Origin of the sequence: Pseudomonas sp. MWU13-2862 (assembly GCF_023242495.1) — a bacterium.
Taxonomy (GTDB): domain Bacteria; phylum Pseudomonadota; class Gammaproteobacteria; order Pseudomonadales; family Pseudomonadaceae; genus Aquipseudomonas; species Aquipseudomonas gingeri_D.
The window spans coordinates 62,258-75,631 of record NZ_JALMEZ010000005.1; the positions used below are offsets into that span (position 1 = coordinate 62,258).

The 13,374-nt window shown below is 54.9% G+C and carries 15 protein-coding genes and 1 pseudogene; 9 read left to right on the forward strand and 7 right to left on the reverse strand.

Going from position 1 to position 13,374, the window contains the following annotated elements:
• The first annotated feature begins 43 nt into the window (after nt 1–43).
• Nucleotides 44–1,177: a multidrug effflux MFS transporter gene (locus M5C56_RS10535; protein WP_103495621.1), complete on the forward strand. Its 1,134-nt coding sequence runs from the start codon at nt 44–46 to the stop codon at nt 1,175–1,177.
• 27 nt (nt 1,178–1,204) lie between these two features.
• Here M5C56_RS10535 and M5C56_RS10540 read toward each other — a convergent pair whose 3' ends face one another.
• Together M5C56_RS10540 and M5C56_RS10545 are read right to left on the reverse strand one after the other, a co-directional pair.
• A complete protein-coding gene (locus M5C56_RS10540) occupies nt 1,205–1,708 on the reverse strand; it encodes a hypothetical protein (protein ID WP_103495622.1) in 504 nt (167 codons plus the stop codon).
• A gap of 78 nt (nt 1,709–1,786) precedes the next feature.
• Nucleotides 1,787–2,374, reverse strand: a complete 588-nt coding sequence (locus M5C56_RS10545; protein ID WP_103495623.1) for a TetR/AcrR family transcriptional regulator — start codon at nt 2,372–2,374, stop codon at nt 1,787–1,789.
• A gap of 174 nt (nt 2,375–2,548) precedes the next feature.
• Between M5C56_RS10545 and M5C56_RS10550 the strand changes: the two genes are divergently transcribed.
• Nucleotides 2,549–3,148, forward strand: a complete 600-nt coding sequence (locus M5C56_RS10550) for a hypothetical protein (protein ID WP_103495624.1) — start codon at nt 2,549–2,551, stop codon at nt 3,146–3,148.
• Nucleotides 3,149–3,200: 52 nt separating this feature from the next.
• On the opposite strand, the gene M5C56_RS10555 is transcribed toward M5C56_RS10550, so the two are convergent.
• Entirely contained in the window at nt 3,201–3,725 is a 525-nt protein-coding gene (locus tag M5C56_RS10555; RefSeq protein WP_103495625.1) for a LasR-specific antiactivator QslA, read from the reverse strand.
• Nucleotides 3,726–4,472: 747 nt separating this feature from the next.
• On the opposite strand from M5C56_RS10555, the gene M5C56_RS10560 reads away from it, so the two are divergent.
• Nucleotides 4,473–6,125, forward strand: a complete 1,653-nt coding sequence (locus tag M5C56_RS10560; protein WP_247263148.1) for a hypothetical protein — start codon at nt 4,473–4,475, stop codon at nt 6,123–6,125.
• 258 nt (nt 6,126–6,383) lie between these two features.
• Nucleotides 6,384–7,088 carry a hypothetical protein gene (locus tag M5C56_RS10565; protein WP_247263147.1) on the forward strand — a complete coding sequence of 235 codons (705 nt, stop codon included), beginning with the start codon at nt 6,384–6,386 and terminating at the stop codon, nt 7,086–7,088.
• Between the two features lie 140 nt (nt 7,089–7,228).
• Here M5C56_RS10565 and M5C56_RS10570 read toward each other — a convergent pair whose 3' ends face one another.
• Nucleotides 7,229–7,576: a hypothetical protein gene (locus tag M5C56_RS10570; RefSeq protein WP_103495626.1), complete on the reverse strand. Its 348-nt coding sequence runs from the start codon at nt 7,574–7,576 to the stop codon at nt 7,229–7,231.
• Between the two features lie 644 nt (nt 7,577–8,220).
• Between M5C56_RS10570 and M5C56_RS10575 the strand changes: the two genes are divergently transcribed.
• From M5C56_RS10575 to M5C56_RS10590, 4 genes and pseudogenes are all read left to right on the forward strand, one after another.
• Nucleotides 8,221–9,420 (forward strand): colicin E3/pyocin S6 family cytotoxin, encoded by a 1,200-nt coding sequence (locus M5C56_RS10575; protein ID WP_247263146.1) that lies wholly within the window; start codon nt 8,221–8,223, stop codon nt 9,418–9,420.
• A gap of 15 nt (nt 9,421–9,435) precedes the next feature.
• Nucleotides 9,436–9,678, forward strand: coding sequence for a pyocin S6 family toxin immunity protein (locus tag M5C56_RS10580; protein ID WP_103494318.1), 243 nt, complete (start codon nt 9,436–9,438; stop codon nt 9,676–9,678).
• Nucleotides 9,679–9,730: 52 nt separating this feature from the next.
• A pseudogene (locus M5C56_RS10585) lies at nt 9,731–9,980 on the forward strand (pyocin S6 family toxin immunity protein).
• Complete coding sequence (locus M5C56_RS10590; RefSeq protein WP_348648041.1) at nt 9,981–10,271, forward strand: hypothetical protein; 291 nt, start codon at nt 9,981–9,983, stop codon at nt 10,269–10,271.
• A 92-nt stretch (nt 10,272–10,363) separates the two neighbouring features.
• Here the strand turns inward: M5C56_RS10590 and M5C56_RS10595 are convergent, their stop codons facing one another.
• The 3 genes from M5C56_RS10595 to M5C56_RS10605 all read right to left on the reverse strand — a co-directional run bounded on the left by M5C56_RS10595 (nt 10,364) and on the right by M5C56_RS10605 (nt 12,790).
• A complete protein-coding gene (locus M5C56_RS10595; protein ID WP_281438766.1) occupies nt 10,364–11,059 on the reverse strand; it encodes a class I SAM-dependent methyltransferase in 696 nt (231 codons plus the stop codon).
• Between the two features lie 136 nt (nt 11,060–11,195).
• A complete protein-coding gene (locus tag M5C56_RS10600; protein ID WP_103494320.1) occupies nt 11,196–11,669 on the reverse strand; it encodes a hypothetical protein in 474 nt (157 codons plus the stop codon).
• The gene (locus M5C56_RS10605; protein ID WP_349292289.1) at nt 11,666–12,790 is read right to left on the reverse strand and encodes a saccharopine dehydrogenase NADP-binding domain-containing protein; all 1,125 of its coding nucleotides are present in this window, start codon (nt 12,788–12,790) and stop codon (nt 11,666–11,668) included. The genes M5C56_RS10600 and M5C56_RS10605 overlap by 4 nt, the downstream gene beginning before the upstream one ends.
• A gap of 149 nt (nt 12,791–12,939) precedes the next feature.
• Between M5C56_RS10605 and M5C56_RS10610 the strand changes: the two genes are divergently transcribed.
• Nucleotides 12,940–13,374 carry a nuclear transport factor 2 family protein gene (locus M5C56_RS10610; RefSeq protein ID WP_103494322.1) on the forward strand — a complete coding sequence of 145 codons (435 nt, stop codon included), beginning with the start codon at nt 12,940–12,942 and terminating at the stop codon, nt 13,372–13,374.

Consider the following 13,374-nt stretch of genomic DNA (forward strand, 5'->3'; position numbering starts at 1 on the left):
CGCTTCAAACTGGCCGCCTGTTTTTCTGGCGAGTGAAGTCGCGATGAAGTCTACAAAGTGGTTGGGGCTGGCGATTGCCCTGTTGATGTTCCCGCAAATCGCGCAAACCCTTTACAGCCCGGCGCTGGCGGATATCAGTCGGGCCTTTGCCGTGGGGCCGCAACAGGCGGCGCAAACCCTGTCGGTGTACTTCCTGTCCTTCGCTTTCGGCGTGGTGGTGTGGGGGCGGCTGTGTGACCGGATCGGACGGCGGCCGGCCATGCTGGCGGGGCTGTTGTTGTACGCCATGGCGTCGATACTGGCGCTGGCTGCGCGTACCTTTGAGGCCTTGTTGGTCGCCCAGGTGCTGGCGGCATTTGGCGCGGCAGTGGGTTCGGTGGTCACGCAGACCCTGCTGCGCGACCGCTTCAGCGGTTTGGAGCTGGCGCAGGTGTTTTCGCTGGTGGGCATAGCGCTGGCCACCAGTCCGGCACTTGGACTGTTCGGCGGGGCGAGTCTGGTGCAGGCCTTCGGTTATCGAGGCGTGCTGGGCTGTCTGTTGCTGCTGTCCCTGGGGTTGGCGCTGTGGTCCTGGCGAGCGCTGCCGGAAACCCGGCCGCTGCATCTGGCCAGTGTCGGGCTGTTCGAAACGCTGTGGCGCATGCTGCGGGACCTGGATCTCTGGCGTTCGGCGCTGTTGGTCGCGGTGTTCAACATTGCCCTGTTCAGCTACTACAGCCTCGCACCGTTCATGTTTGAAAGGTTGGGGCTGAGTGGTCGGATGTTCGGTTACAGCGGCGTGATCCTGGCCTTGGGGTCGGGCCTTGGCGCCTGGGTCAACAAGCGTTTGTTACGCCGTGGATTGACCAGTGCCCGGTTGATCCGTGTGTCTGCGCTGTCGGGATTGTTCGGCGGTGTTGGCGTGTGGCTTCTGCAGGACAGCGTGCTGTTTGTGTTGGCGATGCAACTGGTGGTGCTGGCGTTCGGCATGGCGATTCCCAATGTCCTGGGTTCGGCACTCTCGAACTACGGTGATCGATTGGGCACCGCCGGTGCGCTGTTCGGTTTGTTGTATTACTTGCTGATTGGTGTGGGGATGCTGCTGGCGGCGTGGTCCCAGGCGTTGGGCCTGACCTTGCTGGTATGCGGCTCGTTGGGATTGCTGTTGGCGCTGATGCCGAAGCAATACCGGGCTTGAGCCGCGTAACCGCCTGATGACCCTGCTTTATGTCCGTACCGAGACCTTGTTCCGCGAATAAATCTGCCGGCATTGCGCGGCAAACCCCACGATGAAAAAGCCTAGCCATACCACCAGCGTGCTCAGCACCACGGGCGCCATCGGATGATCGGCAATCGGATGCGAGACGGGGAGGCGGGTGAGGGTTTCATTGGTGGCGGGCACGAATGACAGCAGGAAACTGAACGACAGCCCGAATGCGCTCAAATACGGGCGCGCTCGCCCCAGGAAACTCACTGCTGGCGCCCACGCACCGGCGTAGGCGGCAAGCAGCACAATGACGCCAAAGGCATGCCCGGCATTTAAACCACCAGTACTGGAGACCCCAAAGGACGTGGCGACCGTGAGCGTCAAACTGATGAGATAGACACTGCCGGCGCGGGTCTTCGGGTCGATCTTGTAATAGCGGATAAAGCTGTAGGCGCCTGCAATCACGGGGATCAGGCTGATAACGGTATGAATGGCGCCTAAAGTCGATATGGGATGAGTCATGGCATGTGTCTCTCTACTAGTTGGTTGGGTGTGAAGGCAAAATAAAAGACCGGTCTTCACCAGTCTTCTCAGTAGGGATCAGCGGGTTGAAGTCAGCCTGCTGATGGACAATTGAACCAGCGCCTGGAAGGTCTCTGGATCGCCGAACCCACGCGCTGCCAGCATGGCTCCATGCACGCTGGCCATGAACGCCTTTGCCTCGATCGTCGAGCTGTCTTGCAAGTGAAACTGCCCGGTGGCGGTGCCCTTTTCGAGGACCGATGTGAGCCAGTCGGTCAGGTCCTGGAAATGCCCGCGAACTTCGGCCGCCACTTCGTCAGGAATCGTCGGCAGTTCGACGGCCAGCATCGCGCAGATACAGAACGGAGAGCTGCCACTACGGATACAGGTGGACCAGTAACCGACATAGGCATTGAGCTGTGCCAATGGATCGGCAACCTGCCGACCGAGCGCCGCCAGGCCTTCCCGTGCTTGCTCGCGATACCGCGCGACCACCACGCGAACCAACTCGGCCTTGCTGGGGAAATGGTGATGAATAGTGGCCTTGGTGATACGCACCCGCTCGGCAATATCCGCATAACTGAAGCTGTTGTAGCCCCCGACAGTCAGCAATGACTGGGCATACTCGGCAATTTCGGTCGCTTTCGGGGACAGTTCTGTGTTCATAGACAATTCCATAAAATTACCGCGCAACGCTGGATATACTCGGCCCCGTGAGAGGGGGTTGAGTCAGCCTGCTGGCTGTTGGATGGGATAAACCTACTAGTAGGTTGGTTTTCTGTCAAGCGACGGCTCCCTACGAAAGGGAAAGCCTGCGGTCGGTCAAGGGAGGTGATTTACATGTATGTATTTCTACAGGCGGCTCGCGTGGTGGTGCAGGGCATAAAGGCGTTGGGCATCGCGGCGAGCAATCGCCCTGGAGACGCCTTGACCCATGGCAATGCCGTGCTTGAGCAACGACACGCGGTGCTCAGCCAGTCGTATGTTGACGACGGCATCTTCGGCTTCGAAGGGAAGCCCTATGTAAAGGCGGTCGCCGCTGCGGCGCGGGCGTCACGAGCGGGAAACTGCGAGGAACAGGCGTGCCTCGCGTTCGATATGCTCGCCAGTACCGGGATCGCGCCGCTCGAACTGATGTCCCTGCAAAACCACGTGGGAATGGAAGGCTATCAGGGCCCTGCGGTCAGCGGCGCGATTACAGGGGTTGTGGAGGCCGATTACGCGGGCCCTGATCACGTCTTCGTCGTCTGCGGCCGGAGCGCGCAGACCAATCTGCAAGACCCCACGACCTGGAACAACGACGCCGTCATCTGTGATCCTTGGGCGAAGAGGGCCTATTTCGTGGCCGATATGGCGGATGAGATGAAGCTTATCAATCGGGTCAGTGGGGGCAGCATGGCTACTTCTCAAAAGTATCGTTTTGAGGGGGCGGGGTGGTGAGTTGCGGGCCTTGAAAAAGAGGCTGGCAACGCGAACGTTGCCGTCTTCAGGATCAGCGTGGCGGTGGGCTGCGTGAGGTCCGGTATTGCGCGGTAATCAGGCGTTGCTGTAGATGCCGGAGAAACCCTGCCTCGAAGGCGTCGCGCCGATCACCTTCCGGATAGCCCCGGCGAGCCTGGGTCAGTTGCCACCACAAGGGTTGGGTGGCGCGTCGGTCCAGCCAGAGCCCAGCACAGCGTCCGCCACTGGCGATTTCCTGGGCGAATTGCTCGTCCCAAGGGGTGGGGCTTTGCGATGAGGCATTGGCGCAGGCGTTGAGGCTGATGGTGGTGGTTGAAGCGGGAGAGGGTGGATCACGTTGTCGCAGGATCGCCATGTCGTAGAGGGCGATGGCGTCCTTGATCAGTTTGTCGGCCAGCTTCTGCTGCTGGTCATCCTGAAAGGCCAGGGTTCGGGCACCGTCCAGGCAGAGCCGGGCGGCGTGGCGTAAGTGATCGACCGCTTCGGTGGGGCTCAGGGAGGCGAGTTTGATCAACGTGGGTGTGGGTAGGCGTGAGAGCAGTGTGCGATCAATCATGGAGAGGGGCTCCGTGATTGGATCGGATTAACACCCGATGTGACAGGCGGTGCCCGGGCGTGAAAGGGGGATAGACCATTCTCCTTATCTCCTTCGTGAGGTTAAGGAACTGCCATCCGCCGTTGCGACACGGTGAGGGTGGCAGACCACGCGAGGGTCGCAAACCGGTACACGAAGGAACACCGGCCAAGCCGAAGCCTGCCTCGCGCGGTCCACCATAGAACGCAGCAGCCATACGCCAGAAGCGTTGGCTACATCGTTGCGGAGCTACCGCGCCTTCGTGTGTGAATACAGGTTGCGACACCCGGTCACAGGTATGTCTGTGACTCAACAAGCCTAACGAAGGGGGGAGCATTGCTCAGTCGGTCATGGACCAGGAAAGCGTGCGAAGTATCTGATAGTTTTGTAGGTATGTCTTGTTGGCGAGTCGGGGGCGATTTGTCACATTTTGTTTCTTTGAGAGAGCTGGCTGGAGCTAGGGGATAGTTTTGGTTTTCTCAATCTACTGCTTCAGATGGGCAGTCGCAGTGTATGAAAGGACTGCTACTGACCAAGAGTAGTCATTCCTGTGTGCCTAAGAAACCTCGCCGATTCAGTCCTATAAATTCAGCCGTAGCTATCCCTCTCGGCACGAAAAAATCAATAGCCCCTAGGATTCAAGGCATCCCTTGGTATGGTGGCATTTTGGTTTTTTCTGGTGTACCGTCATAGCTAATAAAAGTAGAACTGATGGATGAGGGATATAAAATGGATAATTATTTTCAAGATACAATCTCAAAAATATATGGCGACGATGACGATTTTGTTGTTGTCGGATTGACCGGTCGTACTGGTAGTGGTTGTTCTACTGTAGCAAACATTCTCTCAAGCAATAAAAAAGATATAAAGCATTCTCTTTTTTCAGGTCATAATCCTAAAGATAATAATCAAAGAAAACAGAAGGTGGTTTTTGGCTGTTTTGAGCATAATTGGGAACCTTTTGTAACGATTCAGGCTAGTACCGTTTTATTGCTGATGCTTTCTGAAGTGAGTGTTGAAGAGCTAGGGGTTTTTATAGGTGGGTCGGGTGATTTAGATCCTGGTATCTCTCTGAGGACAACTGGTATTCTTAAAGATATTCGTGATAAGCCAGTTATTGTTGGCGATATCGGCTCTTTGCGACGATTTTATACAGAGTTTTTGCCAGAGAAAAATGCAGAGCTTAAAAGAGTGATGGGCGGTGCTGCCTATGTTAAGTTGTTTCAACTTGTCGGCAGTAATCTACGGAACTCTGGCTATGTTACCTCTGATGAGGTTGTTAGTGGGAAGTCTTTTTCGTTGGCCGAGCGAATCAATAAAATAATCAAGGATATTCGTAAGGCGCGGGTTGAGGGGGATAAAACATTTATAGTTATTGATGCAATAAGAAATCCATTTGAGGCTATATATTTTCAAGATAGGTACTCATCTTTTTATCTCATGGCTGTCTCATGTCATGATGACGAACGGACACGTAGATTGCGTGGGCTTGGGTATACCGATGCTCAAATAAAAATAGTTGATGATGAAGAGTACGGCAAGCTAGATGCAACTAATCAAAAGGCCTATGTTAAACAGGATATTAAGGCCTGCTTGCAACGGGCGGACTTGCATGTGAGTAATCCGGATTCAGGGAATATGGTCTCCAATTTCAATTCGTTAGCGGACCAGTTATTAACTTTTGTTGCCCTGATGATTAGACCAGGATTGGTGACGCCAACCCCTTTAGAGCGTTGTATGCAAATTGCATATACAGCCAAGCTTAATTCAGGATGTATTTCTAGGCAGGTAGGTGCTGTTGTTACTGATGTTAATTTTTCAGTCCAGTCTGTCGGCTGGAACGATACACCATTTGGGCAGGTTCCTTGCAGTCTGCGTAATCGATTTGATCTGGCAAATGGCTATGATCAAGACGCTTACTCAGAGTACGAAAAGCTCGATGTGAAATTCATCGATGCAGTTGAGGCGGGAAATGAAAAATTTGTAAAGGTTACTAAAACTGGTAGAAATATTTCATACTGTTTTAAGGGCGAATATAATGCGCTTACCGGTAAAGATAATCAAGTTCATACGAGATCTCTTCATGCAGAGGAAAATGCATTTTTGCAAATTTCAAAATACGGTGGTAGAGGGGTTGAAAATGGAAAGCTATTTACGACTGCTAGTCCGTGCGAGCTATGCTCCAAAAAGGCTTATCAGCTAGGTATAAAAGAGATTTACTATATCGACCCTTATCCTGGGATTGCGATGAGTCATATTTTAATGGGGGGAAGCCGAAACCCAGAGCTTGTAATATTCTCTGGTGCTATAGGCAGAGCTTTTCATAACTTATACTCGCCTAAACTGTCCTACAAGGATGAGCTTAATGCGCTTGCCTTGTAACTAATTTGTTTTTCTCAAGCAGCTTCTACTAATTGGAGACTCTGTTGTGAGGTTGTGAGTTTTTTCATTAAAAATGGACGGATTTATGTTTGCTGTTTTCCTGAGTAAAAACGGTACGAATTTATTTTCTGACAGATCTTCTTTCGGCCAATCGTAGCATCCTCATCGGTGGCTTTCGATCAGCGGCGAATGTCTGAAAGTAGGAAATAAATCTGTCATTTTTTCACAAGCGAGTCGCTTGAACAGTTAGGGGGTATTATGCGTTTGCTTAAGCTTGTAAGGACTGCCTCTCGGGAAGCTAATATTCTTGCTGTGTTAGCAACAGCTGCATTACTTTTCAAAATATTTGTGCTCAACCGCTACTCGGCTCCGTTTTTCGGCGTGTATGAATTTGGGGTTATTGTGGAGGCTGTTTTGGCCTCAGTGGTCGCCAGCTATGTCTTCTATCTACTGGTCGTTCATGTCAAGGAGTCCTCTGATCGCGAAATCCTTCGTCCTTACGTTGAGAAACACTCCAAACGACTCATTGGAGAGTGTCTAGCTCAAGTCAGCGATATTGCAAAAAAAACCGGAGTGGATCTTGATTTTTTAAATTTTACGAAATTAGATGTTTCCTCGGCGTTCTCGAATATTTCACCATATTCGCAGGCGCCGCTAATTATATCTACGCAATCGATGCAATATGCAAATTGGCTTCAGTACTTTAATGAGCATAAGAGTCGTAGCGACGAAAGCATTCGCAAGCTTCTCGATCAGTTACCATTTTTGGATGCAAGCCTTGTTAGCATCATTACGGCTATAGATGACTGTATACATTTTTCAACTCTAAGATTTTTAACAAATATAGAGATAAGAAATGAGGATCTCTCATCTTTTTCAGAGGCTTTCTTTGACTACTGTCTGCTGTGTAGACAGCTAAATCTACATTTGGTGCGGATTGGTTTTTCCCCTGTTACTCCATAGGACCTACTTCAGGTCTGCATCGCTTTACGACGCAGCCCGCCCGAACAGGAGTCAATCGCCTGAGGTAGGTTGACGCGGGTGTTGAGTTTCATACTTTAAATGAACGGGAAGTTAGGTTTCCCGCTCAATTAGGAGCACTGTCAGCCGCTAACGCCGACTGTCTGTCCATCCAACACCGAATCCATCCTCAACTGTGCCAGCTCAATCAGATGCACCACGCCCATCGCCACCTTGCGGTTCGAACCGGTCTGGTTGTCGGCGTGTTCATAGGCCGTGGCCGCGGCGGATTGCAGAATTGAGTAGACGTTAACCAAGGCATTTTCCTGATTCCTGGGGTCAGGTAGATGACCATGCAGCACTGTGTTTGGGACTGCTTTCGAACCAGCATCCGGACCAAGGTTGTAGTGAGACAAAACCCGGTCGGCGATACGAGGATCGATGATTTCAACGCTGGGTGTTACAGGCGGATTGGGGGTAGGTTTGAACATGTGGCGTGACTCCAAGTCAGTCAACAAAGAGAGCCGCAACCATCGCTACTAAACGATTGAATGGGTGGCGGCCGAACGCAGGTTAGTAGACCGGTGACTAGGCCCGGCGCGCACGAAGGCGCCCTGCGCACGGCCACCATAAAGCGAAGGCCGAAGAGACGTGCCTTGCAGAAGGGGACGTATTGCGCCTAGTCAAACGGCGGGCTACTAAACCCGATCACTGATGAGCAGTGACGAGTTGAAGCCTAGCCGCGAGAGCAGGCGCAAACAAGCGGTCAGGATTTTCTAGGAAACTTCACTCAATGGAAAGAGAGTTCTCTTGCGAGAGGCTGAAATAACTGATCTCCGTGACAGGTCGCGAGCATCATCTGACCGTTCTGCCAGATAGATGTGCTCCGCTCATTCATAGTAATCCTGTTCGTACGAAACCTGGACCGTGCTCAGCCAGGCACGTTGATCCACAGGGCTTGCTGGGTGAGGACGCTAAAAGCTTTGCGGGCAAGCGAGCGTCGACCGGCGGCCTGAAGTAGGACCAATCTGTAAGTGCTGAAGGGCATTTTGTAAATGCTCTTCAGGGGCTTTATCGCCGTAAAAACTTCCTCCATGTTCCTTCGTACTCCGAACCAGTACGAAGGAACATGGGTTTGAAATGGAGCAACGATTTTTTCGGACGCGACAAAAAAGATTGTCTCTTCTGTCGGCCCGGCCAGCCATGCTCCTGGTGCAAGGAGCCTGACTGGCGGACCGAAAGCTGGGGCTGCTTCGGTGGTGTCGAACAGAAAGACCCCGCCCCGGCGCCTCCGGAGATCCCCCTCAAGAAGGATCCATGGCCGCAGCCGAAACCGTCACAAGGCGCGATCTTTGCCAAGTCCTGTGACCCCGCAAACTGGTGCTGTACGGAGGCGGGCACGGCTACGGAACCGGCCTCCCATTTCGGCAAGGTCATGGTGTCGAAAACCAAGGCGATTCCGGCGGGGGCCGCCATGCTTGGTGTCACACTGGGAGCCGACGCGGCGCTGGGTCGAATCGCCGGAGGCGGCATCGTCCAACAGGGTTTCCGGTGGATGTTGCGCAGCGCGATGGTGGCCGGTGGTGGTGCCACGGTCTTTATCGCCGGCATGCTCCCCGCCCGCATGGGGGACGGCACCCTGTACAGCGACGACGAACTGCGTCAGATGGCGGCTGCGGCCTCCCGTGTGCGTTTCCAGTTTCGTCACGACGCCGAGGGGGCGTTGCAGCTTTACGGTATTCACACCGGGGCTTCCGGGGACGATAGCGTCCGTATTGTCAAAGCCCAATGGCGGGCCGACGGCCGTACGCTGGAAGCCCATCTGGGCGATGGCATCACCTTGCTCTGGACACCCAACGGTGGCCCGCTGCTCACCCCCGAGCTGAAGTTCCCGGAACATACGGATGCGCCGATGGGCAGCATCCTCGTGCATCCCATTGAGGAAGGGGTGGATTCGCAGATCGACGGTTATCCCGTCGCTGACGACGTTACCCTTGGCGACCGGATCATTACGTTCCCGCTCGATTCCGGGTTGAAGTCGATTTATGTAGTATTTTCGAAGCCGTTTGGTGGCACAGGGGCGAAGTACCACATGCCGCCGTTAGAGTTGCCTGCATTTCCAGATGCCGTTTCTGTGAAAGCCAAAAGCAGTGTTCAGGGCGGAGGAGGGAAACGTGCACGATGGAAAGACCGCAAAGGAAGAATCTATGAGTGGGATAGCAAAACGGGGGCTATCGAGATGTATAACAAACAAGGTAAACATCTCGGTGAGTTCAACCACGAAACGGGCGAGCAGATAGACCCTGCAAAACCAGGAAGAGTCACGCCTAAGTAAATTGCGAGGTTAATAATGTATTTATGGATTAGCGGTTTTTTGGCAGGCGATAACGAGGATGACTCGTTGAAGTACTCCCTGACGGTTCAGCCTGATTTTGAGCAGACAATAATGGGCGTTCTTGGCTGGGATGGGTTTGATAAAAGTCCTGACGGTGAATGGTTACTGACATCCGAGCAGGTGAGAGAAATTGCTGCGGTCGTTAATGAAGTACTACCTACGGAATTGGATTTGTTCATCGGCGTACGTCGTGCCTGACCGTATTCGTCAGGTGTTACATGCGATTTGTGTTGAAACAAGAGAGGCGGGAATGCATCTGTATATAACTGGTTTCTTATCGGGAGATCATGATGATGACTCTTTGAAATATGATCTTGATCGCTCCTGAGTTTGAACAGGTCGTCATGGATGTGTTGGGCTGGAAAAGCTTAGCGGAGGAAAGTGATGGGGAGTTGCTGCTAACCAGCGACGTGGTCCAGCAGATTGCTTCTGTTGTCAAGGAACCGTTACCCAACGATCTGGATCTGTTCATCGGCGTAGTAGCTGGAGAGATAGATTAAGTGCTACGCACAACCCACACCGAAGCAGGGATAGGCAGTGACAGGCTGGTTGACAACCTGAGATACGTAATCGAAGCATTCGATAAAGAAACCGAGTTGATGGCCTTTGAGATTGAGCTTCCTGACGACTGCGAGGAGCAATTATCAGCAGTTATGGCGTGGTCCGCTCCTCAGCGTGGAGATGAAGGCTACGATCTTAGTACCTCACAGTTGGATGCCATTGAAGCATTGGCGGGTAGAAAATTTTACGACCAACGCTATATTTTTCAGCTGACCTGTAATGCCTTTTGAGTCGTCGGTGATGCATTTGTGGATTAGCGGTTTTTTGACCGGTGATATAAGGACGACTCGATGAAATGCCTGGCTTTTGTGAGAGAACAGACTCAAGCCAGCAACTCTGTAATCCACCGAGCCTGCCGGGCAACATCCCGCACCTTCTCTTCAGGCACTGCCTGCCGCGCCCGGGCGAAATTGGTCAGGGTCTTCTGCTTCTCGCGCAACACACGCTGCCACTTGGCCAGGAACACCGGGCTGCGTGCCTGCATCTGCAACGGGCCGAAGTACAGCTCCTCGGCGCTATACATCACCGATCCGACGCGCTCGGCGACGATGATTTCGTAGTCGAAGCGGTTTTCCCGCAGCAGTTCCTCGCAGAGGATGCAGTAGCCATTTTCCATCAGCCATTGGCGCAGTGGCTGCTCACCGCCGTTGGGCTGCAGGATCAGGCGCTCCTGGCCGCTCAGGTGTGCCTTGCCGCTCTCGAGGATGTCGCGGATGGTTTCGCCGCCCATGCCGCAGATGCTGATCGCCGTGATTCCGTCTCCCGGCTCGATTGCCGTCAGGCCATTGGCCAGGCGCACGCTGATCCGCTGCTCCAGGTCGTTCTCGCGCACGGTGCGTTCGGCCGCGTGGAACGGCGTCAATGCCACTTCGCCGGCCACCGCCGCCGCGATAACGCCACGGCGCATCAACGCCACCGGCAGGTAGCCGTGATCCGAGCCGATATCGGCCAGGCGCGCACCTGCGGGCACATGCGCCGCCACGCGCTCCAGGCGCATGGACAATGTCTGTTCGTTCAACGGCAACCCCTTTTCACCACGAGCATCCGGCACCTTTGGCCGGATCGGGGCGCGACTCTATCGAGCAACGCCATGCATTTCAAATGCCGGCGACCGGGGCCATGGTTTCCGCTCGCTTCGGCTCGAAAGCCGACCCTCACACCCCACGCTCCTTGGTAACACCCCGCAGGTACGCCGCCATCGCCGCAAACCGTTGCCGGGTTTCCCATTCGAACACCCGGTTGACCAGCGGATCCAGCATCCACCCCAACCACCGTGGTCGCAGCCGGACGCTAAACGTATAAATCAGCTCCGAGGTTGCATCGTCAATATCACGATGGCGCATTGAAGCCGCCCACCACTGAAAGCATCCCGCCGGTTCCACAATTACCGCTGCCGCCACTTGAGCAGGCAGGTAGTTAACGAACCGCGTACGCAACGCAAACAGACGTTTCCAACCACGCCCTTGGTTGATCGTGATCGCACCGATATAGGGGTGATTGCCCCCACCCTCGACCGCCGCATGGGACAGCAACGTATCCCACTGCCGACGCACACTATGGTTGTGAAAAGCTTCAAAAGCATCGGCGGCCGAGGAGGGCATGATCAGGCTGATTCGACGTTGCTTCATTGCGCTTCCTCGACAACGGCAGACGTGAATTTCCAGCGTTGGAATTCAACCTCGAACTCTTCCAACTCCAGTAACCCCATGCACGGGAGCGCTCCCGTCAGGCGAAGTTCGTTCTTCTCCAACTTGCAGGCGAGCAGCACCGCCGCCATGCAGGGAATCTCCGGCCCGTTCCCGCCCGGTGCGGTTAACTGCCAAGTCAAACAACCTTGTTTGCCACCCTCAAGCACCCCACGTACTTGAACCTTCATGGCCCCCTTATCGCTGCCCAGCGGATCAAGCACCCGCGCGGACAGCGCGTCCAGCCGAGCCGCCCATCGATCGATCGGCAATGGCACGCCAAGCCGGCGCAAGGCGGCTGCCGACCAGAGGCAGATATGCTGAATCCGCAGTTCCAGCGCCGCATGGAATTCGACATCGCGCACACCTGGGTATCGGGCCGGAAACAGGGCCAGGTCCGGCACATCGCACGCCGCTCCCAGGCGTGGGCCCAGGCCGACGAAGCTGAAGCGCCGGATGTCCTGCCAACCGTATTGCTTGCGCCATGCGCCGCCATTCCAACGCGCAAAGGCCAACCCGGCATAACCAAACACCGCCTTGATGGTGGCGATGCCACGTGCGGCCTGCTGGCCGGGGGCGATAACGGTCCTGATGCTATCCACGCGGGTAAAGGACTTGGCCAGGTGATCGACCACTGCGGACGACAACCCGGGCACGCTGCTGGCTCCCGAAATGGCAAGCACCCCCGCGGCTTTTGCCTGCGCGTCTACATTGGCTGAGAAGTGCTCGACAAAGTCCCGACCGTCCGCGAGGTCCAGGTAATGTGCGCCGGCAGCACACGCCGCCTTTGCGACGCGATAGTCCTGGCCCTGAAAGGGGCCGGCACAGTGGATGACCAAACCCGGCGAAGCTTCGGCGAGACGGGCTTCAAAATCGATGGAATGGATATCAAGGGGGAGGGTGGTTACGGTCTGTCCGGAGCTGAATCTGTGGACGCTCCCGCCAGTGCTGCGACTGGCCGCGATCACGGTCAAACCGGGCTCCTGTGCGAGGCGTTGGCAGATACGCGCTCCGAAGTTGCCCAAACCGCCGATTACAATAACGCGCATGACTATCCTTGACATAAGCTCTGATCGGCTAGGGTATAAGGCTGCACCGCACAGTTCAATGAAGGTCGAAGTCCCTCCGCAAATCCTCGATACCTTCAGGGCTCGCGGTGGTCCGCTGAACGTTGAATGCACTCCAGAACAATAACGATACCGAGGAACGCAAGATGTCCGAACTCAAGCTTCACCCGCAAGCCGCCGCGTCGCTGCAACACTGGCATGACATGGTCGCCCACGGCGACCTGGCCGCCTTGCCCGAACTGTTGGCGGCGGACGTGGTGTTCCGTTCTCCCATGGCGCATACCCCATACCCTGGAGTACTGGTGGTCTCGACTATCCTCGGCACGGTCATCAAGGTCTTTGAAAACTTCACCTATCACCGTGAGTTGGCTACGGCTGATGGCCTCAGCGTGGTGTTGGAGTTCAGCGCCGAGGTGGCGGGGCGACAGCTCAAGGGCATCGACATGATTCGTTTCGACGAAATCGGCAAGATCGTCGAGTTCGAAGTCATGGTCCGCCCCATGAGCGCGCTGCAGGCACTCGGTGAGGAAATGGGGCGGCGTTTGGCACCCTACCTGGCGGCCGCGAAGGCCCAGGGCTGA